This is a genomic window from Bacillus sp. FJAT-14266 (assembly GCF_001719225.1).
GTDB classification, from domain to species: Bacteria; Bacillota; Bacilli; order Bacillales; family Bacillaceae; genus Bacillus; species Bacillus subtilis.
This window is the reverse complement of record NZ_CP017072.1, coordinates 183977-204390: the sequence shown is the minus strand read 5'-3', so window position 1 is coordinate 204390 and position 20414 is coordinate 183977. Positions and strand designations below refer to the sequence as shown.

General features: G+C 43.0%; 22 protein-coding genes. 3 read left to right on the top strand and 19 right to left on the bottom strand.

Annotation, left to right across the window (positions count from 1 at the left end; translation table 11 throughout):
- Positions 1-124: 124 nt before the first annotated feature.
- Positions 125-1480, top strand: a complete 1356-nt coding sequence (locus BGM23_RS01175; RefSeq protein ID WP_029318525.1) for an MFS transporter — start codon at positions 125-127, stop codon at positions 1478-1480.
- A gap of 33 nt (positions 1481-1513) precedes the next feature.
- Here the strand turns inward: BGM23_RS01175 and BGM23_RS01170 are convergent, their stop codons facing one another.
- From BGM23_RS01170 to BGM23_RS01120, 11 genes are all read right to left on the bottom strand, one after another.
- Entirely contained in the window at positions 1514-2068 is a 555-nt protein-coding gene (locus BGM23_RS01170; protein ID WP_015250785.1) for a sugar O-acetyltransferase, read from the bottom strand.
- A gap of 15 nt (positions 2069-2083) precedes the next feature.
- Entirely contained in the window at positions 2084-2464 is a 381-nt protein-coding gene (locus tag BGM23_RS01165) for a VOC family protein (RefSeq protein WP_015250784.1), read from the bottom strand.
- A gap of 55 nt (positions 2465-2519) precedes the next feature.
- A complete protein-coding gene (gene ccpB, locus BGM23_RS01160; protein ID WP_041337894.1) occupies positions 2520-3455 on the bottom strand; it encodes a transcriptional regulator CcpB in 936 nt (311 codons plus the stop codon).
- Between the two features lie 59 nt (positions 3456-3514).
- Positions 3515-4273: an exodeoxyribonuclease III gene (xth, locus tag BGM23_RS01155; RefSeq protein ID WP_041336712.1), complete on the bottom strand. Its 759-nt coding sequence runs from the start codon at positions 4271-4273 to the stop codon at positions 3515-3517.
- Positions 4274-4337: 64 nt separating this feature from the next.
- Positions 4338-4577: a 30S ribosomal protein S18 gene (gene rpsR, locus BGM23_RS01150; protein WP_003219224.1), complete on the bottom strand. Its 240-nt coding sequence runs from the start codon at positions 4575-4577 to the stop codon at positions 4338-4340.
- 43 nt (positions 4578-4620) lie between these two features.
- Entirely contained in the window at positions 4621-5139 is a 519-nt protein-coding gene (ssbA, locus tag BGM23_RS01145; protein ID WP_003219228.1) for a single-stranded DNA-binding protein SsbA, read from the bottom strand.
- Positions 5140-5179: 40 nt separating this feature from the next.
- Positions 5180-5467, bottom strand: coding sequence for a 30S ribosomal protein S6 (gene rpsF, locus BGM23_RS01140; RefSeq protein ID WP_003244064.1), 288 nt, complete (start codon positions 5465-5467; stop codon positions 5180-5182).
- A 110-nt stretch (positions 5468-5577) separates the two neighbouring features.
- The gene (gene ychF, locus BGM23_RS01135) at positions 5578-6678 is read right to left on the bottom strand and encodes a redox-regulated ATPase YchF (RefSeq protein ID WP_003242727.1); all 1101 of its coding nucleotides are present in this window, start codon (positions 6676-6678) and stop codon (positions 5578-5580) included.
- Positions 6679-6804: 126 nt separating this feature from the next.
- The gene (locus tag BGM23_RS01130; RefSeq protein ID WP_029726086.1) at positions 6805-8808 is read right to left on the bottom strand and encodes a molybdopterin-dependent oxidoreductase; all 2004 of its coding nucleotides are present in this window, start codon (positions 8806-8808) and stop codon (positions 6805-6807) included.
- 50 nt (positions 8809-8858) lie between these two features.
- Positions 8859-9065: a DUF951 domain-containing protein gene (locus BGM23_RS01125; protein WP_003226838.1), complete on the bottom strand. Its 207-nt coding sequence runs from the start codon at positions 9063-9065 to the stop codon at positions 8859-8861.
- A 93-nt stretch (positions 9066-9158) separates the two neighbouring features.
- Positions 9159-10175, bottom strand: coding sequence for a YkvI family membrane protein (locus tag BGM23_RS01120; protein WP_010886647.1), 1017 nt, complete (start codon positions 10173-10175; stop codon positions 9159-9161).
- A gap of 440 nt (positions 10176-10615) precedes the next feature.
- On the opposite strand from BGM23_RS01120, the gene yyaC reads away from it, so the two are divergent.
- Complete coding sequence (gene yyaC / locus BGM23_RS01115; RefSeq protein ID WP_015715079.1) at positions 10616-11233, top strand: spore protease YyaC; 618 nt, start codon at positions 10616-10618, stop codon at positions 11231-11233.
- Between the two features lie 38 nt (positions 11234-11271).
- Here the strand turns inward: yyaC and spo0J are convergent, their stop codons facing one another.
- Entirely contained in the window at positions 11272-12120 is an 849-nt protein-coding gene (gene spo0J / locus BGM23_RS01110) for a stage 0 sporulation protein Spo0J (protein ID WP_015715080.1), read from the bottom strand.
- Positions 12113-12874 carry a sporulation initiation inhibitor protein Soj gene (gene soj, locus BGM23_RS01105; RefSeq protein WP_003219244.1) on the bottom strand — a complete coding sequence of 254 codons (762 nt, stop codon included), beginning with the start codon at positions 12872-12874 and terminating at the stop codon, positions 12113-12115. Before soj ends, spo0J begins: the two co-directional genes overlap by 8 nt.
- 247 nt (positions 12875-13121) lie before the next feature.
- Here soj and BGM23_RS01100 point away from each other — a divergent pair, with 247 nt between their 5' ends.
- Positions 13122-13562, top strand: coding sequence for a PH domain-containing protein (locus BGM23_RS01100; RefSeq protein ID WP_015715081.1), 441 nt, complete (start codon positions 13122-13124; stop codon positions 13560-13562).
- Between the two features lie 50 nt (positions 13563-13612).
- Here the strand turns inward: BGM23_RS01100 and noc are convergent, their stop codons facing one another.
- The 6 genes from noc to spoIIIJ all read right to left on the bottom strand — a co-directional run bounded on the left by noc (position 13613) and on the right by spoIIIJ (position 20324).
- Positions 13613-14464: a nucleoid occlusion protein gene (noc, locus tag BGM23_RS01095; RefSeq protein WP_015250778.1), complete on the bottom strand. Its 852-nt coding sequence runs from the start codon at positions 14462-14464 to the stop codon at positions 13613-13615.
- Between the two features lie 121 nt (positions 14465-14585).
- A complete protein-coding gene (rsmG, locus tag BGM23_RS01090; RefSeq protein WP_015250777.1) occupies positions 14586-15305 on the bottom strand; it encodes a 16S rRNA (guanine(527)-N(7))-methyltransferase RsmG in 720 nt (239 codons plus the stop codon).
- A gap of 13 nt (positions 15306-15318) precedes the next feature.
- Complete coding sequence (gene mnmG, locus BGM23_RS01085) at positions 15319-17205, bottom strand: tRNA uridine-5-carboxymethylaminomethyl(34) synthesis enzyme MnmG (RefSeq protein WP_003226825.1); 1887 nt, start codon at positions 17203-17205, stop codon at positions 15319-15321.
- Between the two features lie 20 nt (positions 17206-17225).
- Positions 17226-18605, bottom strand: coding sequence for a tRNA uridine-5-carboxymethylaminomethyl(34) synthesis GTPase MnmE (mnmE, locus tag BGM23_RS01080; protein WP_029726085.1), 1380 nt, complete (start codon positions 18603-18605; stop codon positions 17226-17228).
- Positions 18606-18915: 310 nt separating this feature from the next.
- Entirely contained in the window at positions 18916-19542 is a 627-nt protein-coding gene (gene jag, locus BGM23_RS01075; protein ID WP_003243764.1) for an RNA-binding cell elongation regulator Jag/EloR, read from the bottom strand.
- Positions 19539-20324 carry a YidC family membrane integrase SpoIIIJ gene (gene spoIIIJ / locus BGM23_RS01070; RefSeq protein ID WP_010886648.1) on the bottom strand — a complete coding sequence of 262 codons (786 nt, stop codon included), beginning with the start codon at positions 20322-20324 and terminating at the stop codon, positions 19539-19541. Before spoIIIJ ends, jag begins: the two co-directional genes overlap by 4 nt.
- Positions 20325-20414: the final 90 nt, after the last annotated feature.

Sequence of the window (20414 nt, the reverse complement as noted above, 5' to 3'; positions counted from 1 at the left end):
ATAAAGTGTGAATTTAGTTCTTCCATCTAGTGATTTGAACTCTGTTGCCAATGAACCAAGATACTTATAATAGTCCCAAGAGGGGAATTTTCAGTCTTTTCTTACTACTAAAAGGGGGTTTTTTATGAATACGATCTTCAAACAAAAGAATACACATCCTTTCTCAAACGCAGCGAATCGTTTAGACCGCCTTCCGATTTCACGCGTTCATTTCCAAGTGTTAACCGCTCTCGGCATTGTTTATTTCTTTGATCTCGCAGATTTATTTACCCTCAGCAATGTAGCGCCGGCGCTGATCGAGCATTGGGGCATCCCGCTTTCAACTATTGCTAACGTAACGGCTGCTTCGTTTTTAGGCATGTTTTTAGGCGCTTCACTGGGCGGACGGCTGTCCGATCGAATCGGCCGCAAAAAAGCCTTAAATCTATTTGTCTTTGTTTTCTCAATCGCATCGCTATGCAATGCTGCGGCATGGGACATTCCATCTTTAATGACATTCCGTTTTCTCACCGGATTTGGCGTTGCAGCCGCCATGGTCATTACGAATAGCTATTTGGCGGAATTTTTCCCTTCAAGTGTACGTGGAAAATATATTTCTTTTTGTGCCATGATTGGATTGATCGGGGTGCCGATCACCAACATTGTGTCTGCCTTTGTCATTCCTCTTGGTTCATGGGGATGGAGGCTAGTATTTGTATGGGGTGCCGTCGGCCTTATTTATTTTTTCTTTATTCGACGGCTGGAAGAGTCGCCTCGCTGGCACGAAAATCGCGGGGAATATGCGAAAGCCGATGCGATCCTCAACCGAATTGAGGCACAGGTTGAAAAGGAGAAAGGCCCGCTTCCGGCAGCATCCCAGCCTAAAGTAAGCGAAACTGTTAAGCAGAATGCAGGTTATGCCGGCTTATTGAAAGGCAGAAACCTCAAAATCACCATCGTATTATCTGCTGTATGGATTTTTGAAACGTTTGGGTTTTACGGATTTGCCTCATGGGTTCCAAGCCTGCTAAAAAGCAATGGCGTCACCATGGAAAATACATTGTGGTATAACGTATTGCATTCCGTCGGCGCTCCGCTTGGCGCACTGCTCGGCTCCATGATTTCCGAAAGATTTCAAAGAAAATGGATTTTAGCTGCGAGTGCGTTTCTGACGGCCATCGCCGGGCTCTTATATGGTATGACTTTTATTCCCATCATGATCATTGTATTTGGTTTTATCGTGAATATCACAGAACGGGTCTTTACCTCGAACTTATACGCCTATACATCTGAACCTTATCCGACTGAATACCGCTCGTCTGGCAGCGGTTTAGCCTATGGTCTTGGCCGTTTTTCAAACATTTTTGGCTCATTGCTTGTTGGATTTATTGCCGTTCAGCTCGGCTATATCAGCGTCTTCTTATTTATTGGGGGCTGCTGGCTCGCATGCTCCTTGCTGTTAATCTTCTTCGGTCCTAATACGAATGCAAAACAGATTTAAAAAAGTCAGTGCGGATCTGCCGCACTGATCTCATTACAATTGCTTCAAAATCCTTGCGGGGTTTCCGCCTACAACAGTATTAGCGGGTACATCCTTAGTGACAACAGATCCAGAAGCAATCACTGCGTTATCACCGATTGTCACTCCCGGGTTAATCACCGCCCGGCCTCCAATCCAAACTTGATCTCCAATTGTCACAGGCTTACCGAACTCCTTCCCGGATTTCCTTTCGATCGGATCAAGAGGATGACCGGCCGTGTAGATATGTACACCTGGCGCAATCAAACAATGACGGCCGATACGCACCTCACACACATCTAAAATGACACAGTCAAAATTAACAAATGTATGATCTCCGATATGAATGTGATAGCCATAATCACAGCGGAATGTCGGCAAAATGGTGACTTGATCCCCAACCGAACCGAGCAGCTCCTTCAAAAGCTCTGTCCGCACTATATCATCTTCCGGTGTTTCGTTATATTGTCTAATCAGCTGTCTCGCATGCTTGCGTTCTAGTAATAGTTGTTGATCTTCCGAATTGTATAATTCTCCGGCTGCCATTTTTTCTTTTTCTGTCCTCAGCATTTAAGTCACTCCATGTCAGATTGTAATCTCGATCAAATTTCCTTCATCATCCTCAATCACACTTTCATAGTAGCCGTCTCCTGTTGTCCGCGGGCCGTTGACGACGGCAAAACCATCCGCCTTCAACCGAGCAGTCAGTTCATCCACTTTCTCCCGGCTCCCAACGGAAAAGGCAATATGTGCCCAGCCTGTCATTGTTTGTGAGGGCGGATCGGTCACATTTCCTTTTTTCATAATCTCCAGCCTTGCTCCGGAACCAAACGTAATAAAATAAGACTTAAAATCTTTTTTCTCATTATGATACAAATCATTCGCTTTGCCATTAAAATACGTTTCATAAAAAGACTTCATTCGCTCTAAATCATTAACCCAGATCGCTGTATGTTCAATCTGCATTTCTTCCTCCTCCTTCGCCTTCAATGAAGTTATAAGGTATGAAATGCATTTCAGTTCAAGCTTTTTTCTTAAATTTATGCTGAATTTTAATATCAGCGGGTTCATCCTGCAAAAATAGAGAAAATGCTGCGATGCCGAGCTGCTCAAGATTCAAATCAAGCGACGGAAAACCAAGAACACGGCTGATAGAAGTATTCCCCTCGCCTATGATTTCAACATCCCAATTATTCTTTTTGGCAAATAGATGAATTCCAGCTGCCACTTCATCACTATTTGCATAAATAGCAGTCGGAACCCGCCCGCTCATATAAAAATGTTCAGCTGCCAGCTCACCATCATTCATATCGTTGCATCCGGACAGCATATGGCGGTCTTCCAACCTTCCGCAGACAGCTTTATAGGCCGCAGCTTTATCAGCCGTGCTCGGGCTCCTATCAGCTCCTCTGACACACGTAAAAGCAATATTCTCATGTCCGCGGCTCTTTAAATAGCGAAAGCTCTCTGCATAAGCAGCTTTTCTGTCATTAAAAGCACAAGGTACATCAATATCTCCGGTATCCTCACAAGCGATGACCGGCCCATATTCCTGATAAGCTAAAATGCTGTCCCAATGATTGGCGCGGGAAGTAATGATGAGACCGTCTATTTTCTTCGTTCTTAACAGCTCTAAATATTTGATTTCAATATCGGGGTTATAATTGGTGGGGAGAAGGGTCGTTGCATACTCATGCTGAAAAGCCGCCTTGGTGATTCCGTTAACGATTTTATCAAAGCAGGGATGATCGCTATAAGGCAGAATCACACCGACCGTATGGGTTTTCCCGCGAATGAGATCGATTGCGGTTCGATTTGGTGTATAATCCAATTCCTTCATGACTTGATGAACAAGCTTTCTCTTTTCTTCAGACACATACGGATGATGATTCAATACACGCGAAACAGTCGAAACAGATACATTTGCCAGTCTTGCGATCTCTTTTATATTTGCCATCTCTTTCTCCTTTTTCATATAAAAAAAGCAGTAAGTGTAAAATCCTTACTGCTATCTCATCATATATTGATGATAAGTTCAACAGGACAATGGTCGGAACCCATGACATCCGCTGATATGCTGGCATCTTCAATCTGTTCCTTAAGGCTTTCAGAAACAACAAAATAATCAATGCGCCATCCAATATTTCTGTCCCGGGCACCAGCACGATACGACCACCAAGAATAAGCGCCTTCAAGATCAGGATAAACATGACGAAAAGAATCAACAAAGCCAGCTTCTAAGAAACGAGTGAATGCCTCTCTTTCTTGATCTGAAAATCCAGCGTTATTCCGGTTCGCCTTTGGATTTTTCAAATCAATCTCCTGATGGGCTACATTCAAATCACCGCATAAAATCACTGGTTTTTTCTGATCCAATTCAAGAATATAAGACAATAAAGCCTCTTCCCATTGCATGCGGTAATCAATCCGCTCTAATCCCCTTCTGGAATTGGGCGTGTAAACAGTCATCACATACACGTTTTCAAATTCCAGCGTAATCACTCTGCCTTCTTGGTCATGCTCTTCTACTCCGATACCGTAGATGACCTGCAGCGGTTCTTGCTTAGAAAAAACAGCTGTGCCGGAATATCCTTTTTTCACTGCATAATTCCAGTACACATGATAGCCTTCAGGCTGGAGATCAACCTGGCCGTCCTGTATCTTCGTTTCCTGAAGACATATAATATCTGCATCCTCTTCTTTCAAATAAGAGAGGAAATCCATTTTTCTCATCACAGCCCGCAGGCCGTTTACATTCCATGAAATCAACTTCATGTTTCATCCTCCCCCCTATAAAAAAGAGCAAGAACCCGAAGGTCCTTGCTCTTTACGCATCAGCTTACTCACCGCTTACGTATGGAAGTAAAGCCATTTGACGTGCGCGTTTGATCGCTGCAGTCAATTTACGTTGGTATTTAGCGTTTGTTCCAGTTACACGACGTGGTAAAATTTTACCGCGCTCAGAAACAAACTTTTTAAGAAGATCTACATCTTTGTAGTCGATGTGCGTGATACCGTTAGAAGTGAAATAACACACTTTACGGCGTTTCGCACGACCGCCTCTGCGTCCTCCTGCCATTGTCATTTCCCTCCTTTCTTTTTCATTTTAGGCGATAATCACATTAGAATGGAAGATCATCATCCGAGATGTCAATCGGTTTGCCGTCGTTGGCAAATGGGTCATCATTAAAGCTGTTCCCCTGATTGCGTCTCTGGTTGTTTTGATTTCCCCCAAATGGATTATCATTTTGGCCTCCGCCAAAGTACTGGCCTCCGCCGCTGTTTCCTTCGTTGTATCCACCTGAACCAGAACCGCCGCCGTTTTTCGGCTCAAGAAATTGAACACTTTCAGCTTGGACCTCTGTCACGAAGACACGCTGTCCTTGCTGGTTTTCATAGTTTCTTGTTTGTAAACGGCCATCTACGCCTGCAAGGCTTCCTTTTTTCAAGAAGTTTGCAACGTTTTCGGCTTGTCTTCTCCAAGTGACACAATTAATGAAATCGGCCTCACGTTCTCCGGACTGGTTCGTAAATGTACGATTCACAGCAAGAGTAAACGTAGCAACAGCCGCACCGTTTGGCGTATAACGAAGCTCTGGGTCTTTTGTCAGTCTTCCGACTAATACAACTCGGTTAAGCATAAGAAAGACCACCTTTTACCATTATATATTTCAAAATTGCTTATTCTTCTTCTTTAACAACAATGTGGCGAATGATATCGTCACTGATCTTAGCTAGACGGTCAAATTCTTGAACTGCCGCAGCGTCAGATTGAACGTTTACGATTTGGTAGAAACCGTCGCGGAAATCGTTGATTTCGTAAGCAAGACGACGTTTACCCCAATCCTTTGTTCCAGTGATCTCCGCACCGTTAGAAGTCAGAACGTTGTTGAAACGCTCGATAACTGCTTTTTTAGACTCTTCGTCAATGTTTGGGCGGATAATGTACATAACTTCGTACTTTCTCATCTGTTTGCACCTCCTTTTGGACTAAGCGGCCCATAATGGGCAAGGAGCAATAATTCTATTACTCACAATTTTATATTATACCAAAGCTCTTGTCCCTTTACAACTGCATCCTATACATTAAATCGGAAATGAATAACATCTCCGTCTTGGACCACATATTCTTTCCCTTCAAGGCGGACTTTTCCTGCCTCTTTAGCTCCTGCCATACCGCCGCCCGCAAGAAGATCCTCATAAGCAACTGTCTCAGCACGAATGAAGCCCCGCTCAAAGTCACTATGAATAATTCCTGCACACTCAGGGGCTTTCATGCCTTTTTTGAATGTCCAAGCTCTGACTTCCTGTTCTCCGGCTGTGAAATATGTTGCGAGGCCTAGAAGAGAGTAAGACGCTTTGATCAGCTGATCAAGACCTGATTCTTGAATGCCCAGCTCTTCCAAGAACATTTGCTTTTCTTCGCCTTCAAGCTCAGCGATTTCAGATTCGATTTTTGCACATACAACGATAACTTCTGCATTTTCGCCGGCAGCGTACTCGCGAATCTTCGCTACATTTTCATTGCCAGATGGATCAGCAACTTCATCTTCACTTACGTTGGCCACGTACAAAATAGGCTTCGAAGTCAGTAAATGGAGCTGCTTCACAAGCTTTTGCTGCTCTTCAGTGAATTCTACAGATCGAGCAGGCTTTTCACTCTCAAACGCTTCTTTCAGTTTAGATAAAATCTCAAACTCAAATACAGCGTCTTTATCTTTTTGCTTCGCAAGCTTGCTGACGCGTGTAATCCGCTTTTCAACCGTTTCCATATCAGCGAGGATCAGCTCAAGGTTGATCGTTTCAATGTCATCAATCGGATCAACCTTTCCGGAAACGTGTGTAATGTTGTCATCGGAAAAAGCACGGACAACGTGGCAAATCGCGTCAACTTGGCGAATATGAGATAGGAACTTGTTGCCGAGTCCTTCTCCTTTAGATGCGCCCTTTACAATCCCTGCAATATCAGTGAATTCAAAAGCAGTCGGCACAGTCTTCTTCGGGTTGACCAGCTCAGTCAGCTTTTGCAGACGATCATCCGGCACCTCTACAATTCCCACGTTCGGATCAATTGTACAGAACGGGTAGTTGGCTGATTCGGCACCGGCCTGTGTAATTGCGTTAAATAGTGTTGATTTTCCGACGTTCGGCAAACCAACAATTCCAGCTGTTAAAGCCATTCTTTCATCTCCTCTATATAAAACCGTCATTGTATGAGCGTATTTTGAACCTAGAGCAATTATAAGGAGGTTCACTGGAAAAGACAAGCTGACAAAAAAGCATTTTCAGCCTGCCAATCCCTTTGATTATGCTTTTTTCAAGCCTACTAAACAGTCAAAAAGCGTACTTCCCATTCCATTATCAGAATTTGTATCATTTGTCAGTGCATTGACTGACCCTCCAAAAGCCGCCCACATGCCTTCATCTATATTAATCGTCTTCGCATGAGCCTGTTTCATCACTTTCACCTTGCCCTTCAAGCGTCCGCGGTCATTAAAGATGACAACCTCGTCTCCATCCTGAAGATCCTGCTCAGCCGCTATATCTGGAGAAATATCGACCTGAACGTGCTGAAGCTTTTCAATAAACGGCACATGCTGTGAATGATTGGAACGCTGCGGATGAATGGATAAGAGCGTATAAGGGTACTTTCCAGCTAACTCCTCATTATGGAAAACAGATTCTTCGGGCACATTTAATTGAAGCGAGCCGCTAAATCCTTTTTGCTCAGCAAGCGACGAAGTAAATTCAAATTTTCCACTCGGCGTCAAAAACTGATAATCATCCCACGGCACCTGTTTTACTGGAAGAGGGAGGTGGCCTTTTTCTTTTAAACGCTCAAGTGTCACATCCTCTGCTTCCAATGAAGAAAGCCCCATCTCTAAAAATTCTTGAGTGCTGTATTCAAACAGCTCGCCAAACCCAAGACGTTTTGCAAGCTCTGACCAGATCCAGCTGTCCGATTTCGCTTCACCCTGCGGCTCCACAAGCTTCTTCCCGTACTGAACATAATGATGATACATACTGGAATAGTAGATATCTTCTTCTTCAAAAACAGTGGCAGTCGGCAAAACATAATCACACAGCTCTGCGGTATCCGTCATAATGGAATCAATCGCGACCGTCATTGGAACCTTTTCAAATGCTTGTCTCACCTTATTTGTATTCGGCACCTGAGTCAGCGGATTTCCGCACGTCACAATAATCATCTCAATCGCAGGATCAGCAGCGGTCAACACTTCTTCAGCCTGCGTCATCATTGAAAAAGAACGTGATGTTGTTTTTAATTCCGGCAACGTCAGCTTTGTTTTTGCAAAGCTCTCGCCAATCTGGACATTTCCGAAATTCGCGCCGCCGCCCTTAATTCCGACATTTCCGCTTGCCGCAACAAGTGCATCAATCCAACGAATCGTTCCCCCGCCGTTTTTATATCGCTGCATGCCAAGCCCCATAAAAGTAGACACCGGACCATCAGCATACAAACCGGCCAGATACTCCAGCTCCTCCATAGAAGTTTCTGTTTTCACAATAAACTCTTCCAGAGAAACAGTTTTCAAAAACTCTTTCACATCATCAAAACCGACAGAATGCTCAGAAATAAACGTTTCATCCGTTCTTCCCGTCTCAATCAGAACCTTCAAAACGGCTGCCGCAAGCCAGCCGTCCATTCCAGGCTTTACAGAGATATAGCGGTCAGCAAGCTTAGCAGTCGGGTTGAAGATCGGATCAATCACCGTAATCGTGGCGCCCTTCTTTTTCACCTGCTGCAAGTGGTGGTATAAGTGCATATTTGTTCTGGATACATTTCTTCCCCACACAACAACATGCTTGCTGTTGTAAATATCAAGCGGGCCGTGACCGTACGAACGGCCAAAATCCCAGCTTTGCGCCTCGATGCCGGAGCCCCAGCATATGCTTCCGACGATTTCGGTCACGCCGCCATATCCATTAAAAAAACGCTGATCAAGCGCTTTTAACAGACCGTTATTCGCATAATCATGGCTGTGCAAAACAGCAGTCGTCTCCGACGTTTCCTTGATTTCCCGAAGTTTATCGGCAATTTCATCAAGTGCCTGCTCCCAAGAAATCCGCACAAACTCGCCATTTTGTTTTTTCATTGGATAGCGAAGCCGATCAGGCGAATTTGTTTTTGTCTCAAGCATTCTGCCGCGGCCGCAGATTTTACCTTCCGTAATCGGATGGTTTGGATCTCCGTCCACTTTTGTTACCTTTCCATCATCAACAGTCACCAAAAAGCCGCAGCTGTCCCAACAATTCAGCGGACATGCCGACTGATGCACTTTGCTCATCGCCGTCTTCTCCTTACCTTCTATATGAAAAAGCATGAGTGTCGGCCTATTTATGAAGTAGGCTCCTCATGCTTGACTAGTACTTTTTTTAGTTTTCTTTCAAATTCTCTTCTCGGAATCATAACACTGTGAGAGCATCCCTCACACTTAATTCGAATATCCATTCCCATGCGTATAATTTTCCAGCTGTTCGCTCCGCATGGATGCGGTTTTTTCATTTCTACGATATCATTCAGGCCAAAGTCTTTATCCGCCAAGACCCTTCACCTCTTTTCCTAAACTGCTGTATCTATTGTACAAAAAAACTGATCATAAGAGCAATCAAGATACCCGAAAAGAAATACATCCTCTTATTTCCATTTACTCAAAATAGGATATAAGAGCAGACAAACTAACAAATACAAATTGAGCATCCCATATATCGGATACAAGAACGCGATCAAATCAGAAAATCCGAAAGAAGTAAAAGGTACCATTAAGACTAACAAAATCAACACAATCATCCATCTCGGCATATGAATAAACGCCATCAGCCGGCTGGACAGCCCCAGCAAACCAGCTACCGTCGTCGTGTAAATCGCCAGGCACAGCACCGCCGTCATACATAAAAAAAGGAAATAAGGCGCACCCTCCAGAACGGCAAACAGCGGTATTTCAAACTGAGAAAGGGAGCCCGCCAGCTCCACCAACGTTTCATTATAAACAAATGAGATCACGCCAAAAATAAGACCGCTTGCCACACTTGCGATTTTTGCTTCTCCGAGCCCTTTCATCTCTTTCCCAACAGAGGATAAAATCGCAACAACTGAAAGGATGTTTAAAGAGGTAAACGTAATGCTCGCAGGCCAGTTATACTGCTGGGACAAATCAATCGTCCACGTATGGTGATGTGTGCTCTGAAAGGAGATCAGCGCATATAAAAGCCCCGCTACTAACACAGGAATCAAAATACTATTTATAGATAATATTCCTTTCACATCCCACAAAAACAAACACACTGTCACGATGCAAATCAGCGTGATTCCCCACCAGAAAGGAAGCTTGTACATTTGCAGGGTCACACCGCCTCCGGCAATCATCACCATAGTCGTCGAAAACAAATAAAAAATGATGAGGACATCATAAATTTTCGCCAGCCATGGCCCCATTAAATGCTCCAGAACCGGCAGAAAATGAGTGGATTGAACCTTAAAACTGATTTTCATCACAATATAAGACGAGAAAATGAACATAATTGTAAACAGCACAATAGCAAGTCCGCTTTCCGCCCCAAAAAACTGCCATATCTCCTGACCGCTCGCATATCCGGCCCCGATCAGGCTCCCTAATATGAGCAGCATCCACTTCATTCCGGCTCTCCACAACACTATCACCTCATAGACAAAGTTCAGCTTGTTCCCGTTATTGTTACTATATAAATAAAGGAAAGCAAACATGCCATATTTTCATAGACATTTGAACACAAGGTGAAATTATCATACGAAATACACATAAAAAAAAGACTGCTAATGGAGGCAGTCTAAAAATATATCATTTTGCAGTGGAATGAAGGAATGAACCTCATTAACCATTCCTATCTATAAAGTGTTTCATAAGCAGACAATTGCTTGATCATGATCGAGGCAATGAGGGACAATACTTGTAATCGCCCACTAACCATTCATATCATGCCCTCTACTTTTTTAAAATCTCCGGTGCCATACACAAAGCATAAAAAACCATACTGCTGGATATACTGTAAACAACCTTACATAACTACACACACCATAGCAATTCTGTTACCTACTATAACAAGGAAGTGAAACCCATGAATCGAAAAGGCGGGCTTTTTTCCTCTCAGGAACGAGTAAAGCAATATGTTTCACATACAGATGCTGCAGCGGCAAAACAAATCCAAACCATCCTTTCTTCATCCTTACGTAAAGCTGCCGGCAAACCAATTGTCGTGGTTTGTATCGGAACAGACCGTTCAACCGGTGACTCATTAGGCCCGCTCGTAGGAATGAAACTCAAACAGATGCAGCTCACCAGATTCCATGTCTACGGAACCTTATCTGACCCCGTCCATGCTGTGAACATGAAGGATAAAATCAATGACATTCATAAATTACATAAAAACCCATTTATTATAGCAGTCGATGCATGCTTAGGCCGCGTTAAGAGTGTGGGTTCATTTCAAATCGGGGACGGGCCATTAAAGCCCGGCGCCGGTGTACAAAAAGACCTTCCTGAAGTGGGAGATCTTCATATTAACGGAATCGTGAATGTGAGCGGTTTTATGGAATATTTTGTATTGCAAAATACTAGACTCAACTTGGTCATGAATATGGCCAATGTTCTCGCGGAAGGATTGAGTTTAACAGATCGGACAGAGTGGAGGCAAGAACGCCTTAACCCGTTGCAAAGACTCACTGGGCGCATATAAAACAAAAACCATCTTTGCTTGAAAGATGGTTTCTTCATTTACGATTCTCGTTCAGACAAAAGCTCTAAAATCCGGTCAAGGTCTTCATTAGAGAAAAATTCAATTTCGATTTTGCCTTTTTTCTTCTGTCTTTTAATATTAACTGTTGTTCCAAAATAATTTTGGAGATAGGATTCCCGTTCTTTTAGAACCGCATCTTTCACAAGTTCTTTTTTCTTTGTTTCACGTGGAACATTCTGATTCAATTGCTGAATCAGCTGCTCAAGCTGGCGAACATTAAGCTGCTCCGCAATCACTTTTTGTACCAGCGGTTCAAGCTTATTTTTGTTTTTCAAGCCAAGGAGCGTGCGTCCATGTCCCATAGAAAGCGTACCTTCGGCAATAAGCTGCTGAATATTTTCTGGCAGTGTCAGCAGTCTTAAATGATTCGCAATATGCGGTCTGCTTTTCCCAAGACGTTTGGCGAGCTGCTCTTGTGTGAGATCTAAGTGTTTCAACAAGGAGTCATATGCCTGAGCCTCTTCAAGCGGAGATAAATCTTCACGCTGAAGGTTTTCTAATAGAGCAATTTCCCTCATTAACGCCTCTGATAATTCACGGACAATAGCCGGAACTGTATCTAAACCTGCCAGCTTTGCCGCTCGAAAACGCCGTTCACCCGCAACAATATCATAGCCTTTTAAAGATTTTCTGACGATAAGCGGCTGAAGAATGCCATGCTGCAGCACAGATTCTTTTAGTTCAGCTAATGCCTCGTCATCAAAGTGTTTTCTTGGCTGATAAGGATTAGGGCGTAAATCGGCAATTTTAATTTCTTCAACTGTCTCTTCAGACAAATCTACCTGATTAAATAACGCATTAATCCCTTTTCCAAGGCCTTTAGCCATTCGCAGCCACTTCCTTTGCTAAATCTAAATATACTTCCGCACCTCTTGACCGCGGATCGTATAAAATGATGGGTTTTCCGTGACTCGGTGCCTCACTCAGACGGACATTACGCGGAATAACTGTCTTATATACTTTATCCCTAAAATACTTTTTAACCTCTTCAATCACTTGAATGCCAAGGTTTGTCCGGGCATCAAGCATTGTCAGCAATACACCTTCAATCATTAAATCAGTATTCAAATGCTTTTGCACAAGACGTACTGTATTTAATAACTGGCTGAGACCCTCCAAGGCATAATATTCGCACTGTACAGGAATCACAACGGAATCCGAGGCTGTAAGGGCGTTAATCGTCAGCAAGCCCAATGACGGCGGACAATCAATGATAATATAATCATAATTTTGCTTTACTGCTTCAAGCGCTCTCTTCAATCTCACTTCTCTTGATATTGTAGGAACCAGCTCGATCTCAGCCCCTGCAAGCTGAATCGTCGCAGGAATCACATCCAAGTTCTCTACTGTCGTTGCTTTAATAATATCTATTACATCTGCATCATCTACTAAAATATCGTACACACACTGCTCTACATCGGCTTTTTCAATCCCTAATCCGCTTGTCGCATTTCCCTGCGGATCAATATCTACCAGCAGAACCCTTTTCCCTATGTAAGCCAAACATGCCCCAAGGTTGACAGACGTCGTTGTTTTGCCGACCCCGCCTTTTTGGTTCGTAATTGCTATGATTTTTCCCACGATGTCACCTACTTTCACATGAACATGTACTATCTTGCTTCTATTCTATCAAAAAAAGATTAAAGCGTTTCATTTTTTTCATCATTTTGTTCCGAATCAGAAGGGAAATAATTGAAAATTCAAGCACGCTTTATGCTTTCTCTTATAAATTCTGCAATTTCTATGTTTTTTTGACTTAAAAAAGGAATTTCTTAAAGAAAAAAAGAAGAAGTCACAGTACAGAACGTGGAAACAGGATGGTGAGAAAATGGTTTATCAAACGAAGAGAGATGTACCCGTTACGCTGATGATTGTGTTTCTCATATTACTGATACAAGCAGATGCCATTGTTCCTTTTGTGCTGGGAAATATGAGAGTTTCCGGCTGGATCATTTTTATTCTGCTGACTCTTTTAAATGGACTCATCATTTGGAGCTTTATTGACCTAAAATATGTATTGAAGGAACACCATCTGATCATTAAAGCCGGATTGATCAAACATCAAATTCCTTATGAAAAAATCGATAAAGTCGTTCAAAAAAAGAAACTATGGTCCGGTTTTCGTCTGATCGGCTCTCGCCATGCCATCACAATATATTATCAGGAGGGATGGGGACATGCAGTAATTTCACCGCAAAAATCTGAAGAGTTTATCCACAAACTCAAAGAAAAGAATTCTAATATAATAATTTTCACTAAAAGTAAGTGATTACCTTTTATTGAAAATATAAAAAGCTCTCCTGCTTTTCAGGAGAGCTTCTATTTTGGTATGCGAATCGTTAATTGAATATATTCTTCAAATTCTTCTTCTTCTGTATTCAATTTTACACCGCTGTCTTCCACCATTGATAGTGACTGGCGAATCGTGTTCATCGCAATTCTTGTATCTCTGCTGAATGCTTTGCGTCTCGGCTTTGGCTTTCTCTTGCCTTGCTCCAGCATTTTCACCACGCGGTCTTCCGTCTGCTTTACATTTAAACTTTTCTCAATAATCTCTGTGAGCAGTGTGACTTGGAGCTCAGGCTGTTTCAGCGGAATCAGCGCTCTGGCATGGCGCTCGGTGATTTTCTTCTCCATAATCGCCTCTTGGACCGGCTGAGGCAGCTTTAATAACCGAAGCTTATTCGCGATTGTAGACTGCCCTTTTCCTAAGCGCTGTGCGAGTGCCTCCTGTGTTAAATCATGCAGCTCAAGCAGCCTAGCATAAGCATGCGCTTCCTCAATAGAAGACAGTTCTTCCCGCTGCAAGTTTTCGATTAACGCCACAGAAGCGGTTTCCGTGTCGGAAAAATCCTTAATAATTGCCGGAATCTTTTCCCACTCAAGCGATTGCACCGCTCTCCAGCGTCTTTCACCTGCAATGAGTTCGTATTGGCCTTCTTCTTCTGTATGCCTAACAACAATCGGCTGAATAATGCCGTGTGTATGAATGGTCATTGCTAACTCTTTGATTTTTTCATCTGAGAAAATGGTGCGTGGCTGAAAACGGTTGGGAACGATAGCATTTACCGGTATTTCCAGAATCTCTTCTTTATTTGTATCATGTTCAGCAATCTCCGGCTCCTGTTCCTTCTCACCAAGCCCGAAGAAACGAGAGAATGAATGCTTCATGTACCTACACCACCTTTAAAAACTGCCATTTTTATAATTCTATTTTCTCATGGTTTTTCCTGCTGTACATCCATCAATTTTGATGAAAATATGATGGTATTGTCATATCAGGCTGTCTAAATTACCCTTCAATTGGCGATTTATTAGGAGTTCCCGGTTTTCTTGGATACTTCTTAGGTGTATTTTTTATTTTGCGTATCACCATAATATTACGATCGCTTTCTTCAATAGGCAGCTTAAAAGAATGGATATTCTCAAGTTCTCCTCCAAGCGTCGTGATTGCTTTTTTGCCTGCATTCAGTTCTTCTTCTGCTGATGCGGCTTTTAAAGCAACAAATAAACCGTTTTTCTTCACCAGAGGCAAGCAAAGCTCACTCAAAACAGATAATCTCGCAACTGCTCGCGCTGTCACAATATCATAGCTTTCACGCACGTCTTTCCGTTGCCCGAACGTTTCAGCTCTGTCATGGCAGAATGTTGTATTCTCCAATTGCAAAGCCTCAGATAACTTTTCTAAAAACGTGATCCGTTTGTTCAGTGAATCCACGATTGTGACATTGAGGTGCGGAAAGCATATTTTTATCGGCAGACTTGGAAAACCCGCTCCCGCTCCAACATCACAAATCGTGTTCACCTGATTGAAGTCGACATAAAAAGCAGCTGTAATGGAATCATAAAAATGCTTTAAATACACTTCTTTTTTCTCTGTTATTGAAGTGAGATTGATTTTTTCGTTCCATTCAACCAGCATGTCGTAATACAGCTCAAATTGCTCCAGCTGACGGGGAGAAAGGGAGATCCCTTTTTCCGCCAAACCAGAAGTGAATTCTTCAATATTCATGCCGTCATCCTTTCTATTCGGCTATCTTCGCAATGCGTCCCTGCTCTAAATACACCAATAGAATTGAAATGTCCGCCGGGTTTACACCGGAAATGCGGGAAGCCTGGGCAACAGACAAAGGCCGTACATTTTTCAGTTTTTGACGCGCCTCGGTCGCAATCCCCTTAATTGCGTCATAATCAATTCGGTCTGGAATTTTTTTATTTTCCATCTTCTTCAGTTTTTCCACTTGCTGAAGAGATTTTTCAATATATCCTTCATATTTCACTTGGATTTCTACTTGTTCTGCCACGTCTTGAGGAACCGGCACTTCTGGCGGCGCCAGTTTTGTGACTGTTTCATAGTTCATTTCAGGACGTTTCATCAAGTCTGTGCCGCGAACTCCATCTTTCAATTCGCTTCCGCCAAGAGAACGGATATATTCTTGATTTTCCGGAGACGGCTTGATAATTACAGAATGAAGACGTTTTTTCTCCGCCTCGATCGCCGCTTTTTTCTTCTCAAAAGCCGCATAGCGCTCATCAGAAATCAATCCAATGCGATGTCCGATTTCTGTCAGACGCAAATCAGCATTGTCATGGCGAAGCAGCAATCTGTATTCCGCACGTGATGTCAAAAGACGATATGGCTCATTGGTACCTTTTGTCACAAGGTCATCAATCAGAACACCAATATAGGCGTCAGAACGGCTTAAAATCACTTCTTCTTTTCCAAGCGCTTTTCGTCCTGCATTGATTCCCGCCATAATCCCTTGTCCCGCAGCTTCTTCATAACCGGAAGTTCCGTTAATTTGGCCTGCAGTGTAAAGGTTTGTGATTTTTTTTGTTTCAAGTGTCGGCCAGAGCTGTGTCGGTACGATTGCATCATACTCGATCGCATAGCCGGCTCTCATCATTTGCACGTTTTCAAGTCCAGGAATCGTTGCAAGCATTCTTTGCTGTACGTCTTCTGGAAGACTTGTAGATAAACCTTGGACATAGACTTCCTGTGTATTTCTGCCTTCCGGCTCAAGGAAGATTTGGTGACGCGGTTTATCATTAAATCGTACAACTTTATCTTCAATGGACGGGCAGTATCTTGGGCCCGTACCTTTGATCATACCGGAATACATCGGTGAACGGTGAAGGTTGCTGTCAATAATTTCATGTGTCTCAGGGCTTGTATATGTTAGCCAGCAAGGGAGCTGATCTGTGATATATTCCACTGTTTCATATGAGAAAGCGCGAGGCACATCGTCACCAGGCTGAATTTCCGTTTTGCTGTAATCAATCGTGTCGCTTTTAACGCGAGGCGGCGTACCTGTTTTAAAACGAACAAGGTCAAAACCAAGTTCCTCCAAATGCTCAGAAAGCTTAATAGAAGGCTGCTGGTTATTCGGGCCGCTTGAGTAAGACAGATCGCCAAGAATGATACGTCCTCTTAAATATGTCCCTGTCGTCATGACAACTGCTTTCGCACGATAATGTGCGCCGGTTTGTGTAATAACGCCTCGGCATTCGCCGTCTTCAACGATCAGCCGCTCCACAATTCCTTGCAGCAATGTTAAGTTTGGTTCTTTTTCAAGCGTATTTTTCATTTCGTGCTGATATTGGAATTTGTCTGCTTGCGCACGCAATGCACGAACCGCAGGACCTTTTCCTGTATTCAGCATTCTCATTTGAATATGCGTTTTATCGATGTTTCTTCCCATTTCTCCGCCGAGCGCGTCAATTTCGCGGACGACAATCCCTTTTGCGGGGCCGCCGACAGACGGATTACATGGCATAAATGCAACCATATCTAGGTTGATGGTCAAGACAAGCGTTTTGGCGCCTTGGCGTGCAGATGCGAGGGCAGCCTCAACACCGGCATGCCCGGCGCCAATCACAATCACATCGTATTGGCCTGCTTCATACCCCATGATTCTAGTTCCTCCTTTTATTATTTTCCTAAACAGAATTGTGAAAAGAGCTGATCAATTAAGCTTTCGTGGACAGAATCTCCAATGATTTCCCCTAAAAGCTCCCAGCATCTTGTAAGGTCAATTTGCACCATGTCGATCGGGACATCCTGTTCGATGCCGCTAAGCGCATCTTCAATGGCGCGTTTTGCTTGCTGTAAAATAGAGATGTGACGTGTGTTGCTGACATAAGTCAGATCACCGCTTTCAATGGCACCCGTGTAGAACAATGATTGAATCGCTTCTTCCAGATCATTGATGCCTTCCTCTTTTAAAAGAGATGTCGTAACAACTGGACGTCCATTGGCAAGCTCACGGACACGTTCAGTGTCAATCTTCGCCTCAAGGTCAGTCTTATTCAAAATCACGATAACATCCATGCCCTCAACGGTTTCAAAAAGCTTCACGTCTTCTTCAGAAAGCTCTTCACTATAATTAAGCACAAGTAAAATCAGGTCCGCTTCCTTTAGGACCTGGCGAGAACGTTCAACACCGATTCGCTCAACAATATCCTCTGTTTCACGAATACCTGCTGTATCAACCAGACGAAGCGGGACGCCCCTTACATTCACGTATTCCTCAATCACATCCCGCGTCGTTCCGGGAATATCGGTTACAATGGCTTTTGCCTCATGAACGAGGCTGTTCAGAAGAGATGATTTTCCTACGTTTGGCCGGCCAATAATGACGGTAGAAAGACCTTCACGCAAGATTTTTCCTTGCTCAGAAGTCCTCAGCAACGCCTCAATTTCCTTTTTCACGGCGGTTGCCTTTTCGACTAAAATCTGATGCGTCATTTCCTCTACATCATCATACTCCGGATAATCGATATTCACCTCAACATGGGCCAGTGTTTCTAAAATCTCACTGCGCAAACGGCGCACCAAAGCAGAAAGACGCCCTTCCATTTGATTCATAGCAACGTTCATTGCCCGGTCCGTTTTCGCTCTGATTAAGTCCATAACCGCTTCCGCCTGTGAAAGATCGATTCGGCCGTTTAAAAACGCACGTTTCGTAAATTCACCAGGCTCTGCCAGTCTCGCTCCCTCTCTCAATGCAAGCTGAAGCACTTGGTTCACAGTCACAATTCCCCCGTGACAGTTAATCTCGATGACATCTTCTCGTGTAAAAGTTCTCGGTGCTTTTAACACTGATACCATTACTTCCTCAACGACACGATCCGAAGGTCTGTCTACGATATGACCATAATGAATCGTATGTGATTCGACCGAGCTGAGTGTTTTCCCCTTCGGTCCCTTATAAATTTTATCTGCGATTTGAATGGCTTCTGGTCCGCTCAACCGTACAATCGCAATCGCGCCTTCTCCCATCGGTGTGGAAATTGCCGCAATTGTATCCATGTTGTTCACCTCTCTTTACTTATACTTCATCTATATAAAAAAATTTTTATTATGCCAAAACTAAAAGATAACATAGTTTGGTTCGAAGTGGAAGATTTGTTATCCACAGAAATAGAAATTCGTCCCTTATTACTTTAACTTATCCACATGTGAATAACAATTAATTTTATTTCCTGAACTTCCTTTTTATCAACAGGATACACCTAAAAAGAAAAAACTTAAACGGCAAAACCTTGATATTACTAGGAAAAGTAGATTTTTCGGATACAAAAAAACCGAAATCCAATTTTTATCGGACTTCGGTTTTATGCTATCTTTTATGGGAAATAACGAGATGACGATTTTCGCCTTCACCCATTGAATATGTTTTGATCTGGTGGTTTGCATATCCAGAAAGAGTATCGTGAATAATTTTTCTTTCGCTGGACGGCATGGGCTCAAGCTGGATGGATTTTTTCGTTTTCAAAACCTGGTCAGCAAGCTTGATGGCCAGCTGGCTCAGTGTTTCTTTTCTTTTCAAACGATAGTTTTCTGCATCCACCGTCACATTTTTATATTGGCCTGGATAACGGTTAAGGGCAAGCTGTGTCAAAGTTTCAAGGGCGTTTAAGGTTTGTCCTCTTTTCCCAATCAACAATGCTGCCTTTTCACCTGTTATATGATATCTCACTGTCTTTTTGCTTTCTTGAACAGTCACATCAGACTTCCCGGCAATGGCTTCGGCAATCGTTTGAAGATATAACTTCGCTTGCTGAATCGGATCAATCTTTTCAACCAGCTTTACGATCGCAGGCTTTTTACCGAAAATGCCGAGAAACCCTTTGTTTCCCTCTTCAATAACAGTAATTTCTACCTTATCCTTCGTTAATCCCAGCTCTTGCAATCCGGACTGTACTGCTTCATCGACATTTCGCCCTGCAGCAGTCACATTCCTCACTTTTTCTTTCCTCCGGCTTTTTGCGGCTCAGGATTTTTTTTAATATCAGGTCCTTTAATGAGGAAAGTTTGCGCAATCATAAACAAGTTACCAACTACCCAATAAAGAGAAAGAGCCGCCGGGAAGTTGATCGCAAATACGATAATCATAATTGGCATAATCCAAAGCATCATCGCCATTTGCGGATTTTGCTGCGCATTGCCAGCCATCATCAGTTTTTGCTGAACAAATGTAGCGACACCGGCAACGATAGGAAGAATATAGTAAGGATCTTTTTCTCCTAAGTCAAACCATAAGAAGCTATGCTCTGAAATCGCCTGGGTTCTCATGATCGCATGATAGAATCCAATTAAAATCGGCATCTGGATCAAAATCGGGAAACATCCCGCCAATGGATTGACACCATGCTTTTGGAATAAAGCCATTGTTTCCTGCTGAAGCTTTTGCTGCGTTTTTTGATCCTTTGAGCTGTATTTTTCTTTAAGCTTTTGCATTTCCGGCTGTAAAGCCTGCATCGCTTTCGAACTTCTCAGCTGCTTAATCATCAGCGGTAAAATTAATAAACGAATTAAAATGGTAACTAGAATTATTGAAAGCCCGTAGTTATCTCCCGTCAATTTCGCTACATACGTAATGAGCTCAGACAATGGATATACTACGTACTTGTCCCAGAAATGCGGACTATCTGCAGTGATCGGCTCTTTCACACTCGAGCATCCAGCCAAAAGCATGAATACGCCAACCATACTTAATAGCAACCCTATTCTCCTTTTCAACAACATTTCCTCCTATAATTAATCTTTACACTCTTTTATTGCAAAGCATACTTGTATGTATTTTAGCATCTTTCAGTTTTAAATGGTGTCTTTTTC

Coding starts and splice junctions, on each gene's coding strand:
- ssbA (WP_003219228.1), bottom strand. CDS start 5,139: ATGCTTAACCGAGTTGTATTAGTCGGAAGACTGACAAAAGACCCAGAG.
- mnmG (WP_003226825.1), bottom strand. CDS start 17,205: ATGGGGTATGAAGCAGGCCAATACGATGTGATTGTGATTGGCGCCGGG.
- rpsR (WP_003219224.1), bottom strand. CDS start 4,577: ATGGCAGGAGGACGCAGAGGCGGTCGTGCGAAACGCCGTAAAGTGTGT.
- ccpB (WP_041337894.1), bottom strand. CDS start 3,455: ATGGCAAATATAAAAGAGATCGCAAGACTGGCAAATGTATCTGTTTCG.
- BGM23_RS01170 (WP_015250785.1), bottom strand. CDS start 2,068: ATGCTGAGGACAGAAAAAGAAAAAATGGCAGCCGGAGAATTATACAAT.
- rpsF (WP_003244064.1), bottom strand. CDS start 5,467: ATGAGAAAGTACGAAGTTATGTACATTATCCGCCCAAACATTGACGAA.
- spoIIIJ (WP_010886648.1), bottom strand. CDS start 20,324: ATGTTGTTGAAAAGGAGAATAGGGTTGCTATTAAGTATGGTTGGCGTA.
- yyaC (WP_015715079.1), top strand. CDS start 10,616: ATGAATCGAAAAGGCGGGCTTTTTTCCTCTCAGGAACGAGTAAAGCAA.
- spo0J (WP_015715080.1), bottom strand. CDS start 12,120: ATGGCTAAAGGCCTTGGAAAAGGGATTAATGCGTTATTTAATCAGGTA.
- ychF (WP_003242727.1), bottom strand. CDS start 6,678: ATGGCTTTAACAGCTGGAATTGTTGGTTTGCCGAACGTCGGAAAATCA.
- rsmG (WP_015250777.1), bottom strand. CDS start 15,305: ATGAATATTGAAGAATTCACTTCTGGTTTGGCGGAAAAAGGGATCTCC.
- BGM23_RS01100 (WP_015715081.1), top strand. CDS start 13,122: ATGGTTTATCAAACGAAGAGAGATGTACCCGTTACGCTGATGATTGTG.
- mnmE (WP_029726085.1), bottom strand. CDS start 18,605: ATGGATACAATTGCGGCAATTTCCACACCGATGGGAGAAGGCGCGATT.
- BGM23_RS01175 (WP_029318525.1), top strand. CDS start 125: ATGAATACGATCTTCAAACAAAAGAATACACATCCTTTCTCAAACGCA.
- xth (WP_041336712.1), bottom strand. CDS start 4,273: ATGAAGTTGATTTCATGGAATGTAAACGGCCTGCGGGCTGTGATGAGA.
- noc (WP_015250778.1), bottom strand. CDS start 14,464: ATGAAGCATTCATTCTCTCGTTTCTTCGGGCTTGGTGAGAAGGAACAG.
- BGM23_RS01165 (WP_015250784.1), bottom strand. CDS start 2,464: ATGCAGATTGAACATACAGCGATCTGGGTTAATGATTTAGAGCGAATG.
- BGM23_RS01130 (WP_029726086.1), bottom strand. CDS start 8,808: ATGAGCAAAGTGCATCAGTCGGCATGTCCGCTGAATTGTTGGGACAGC.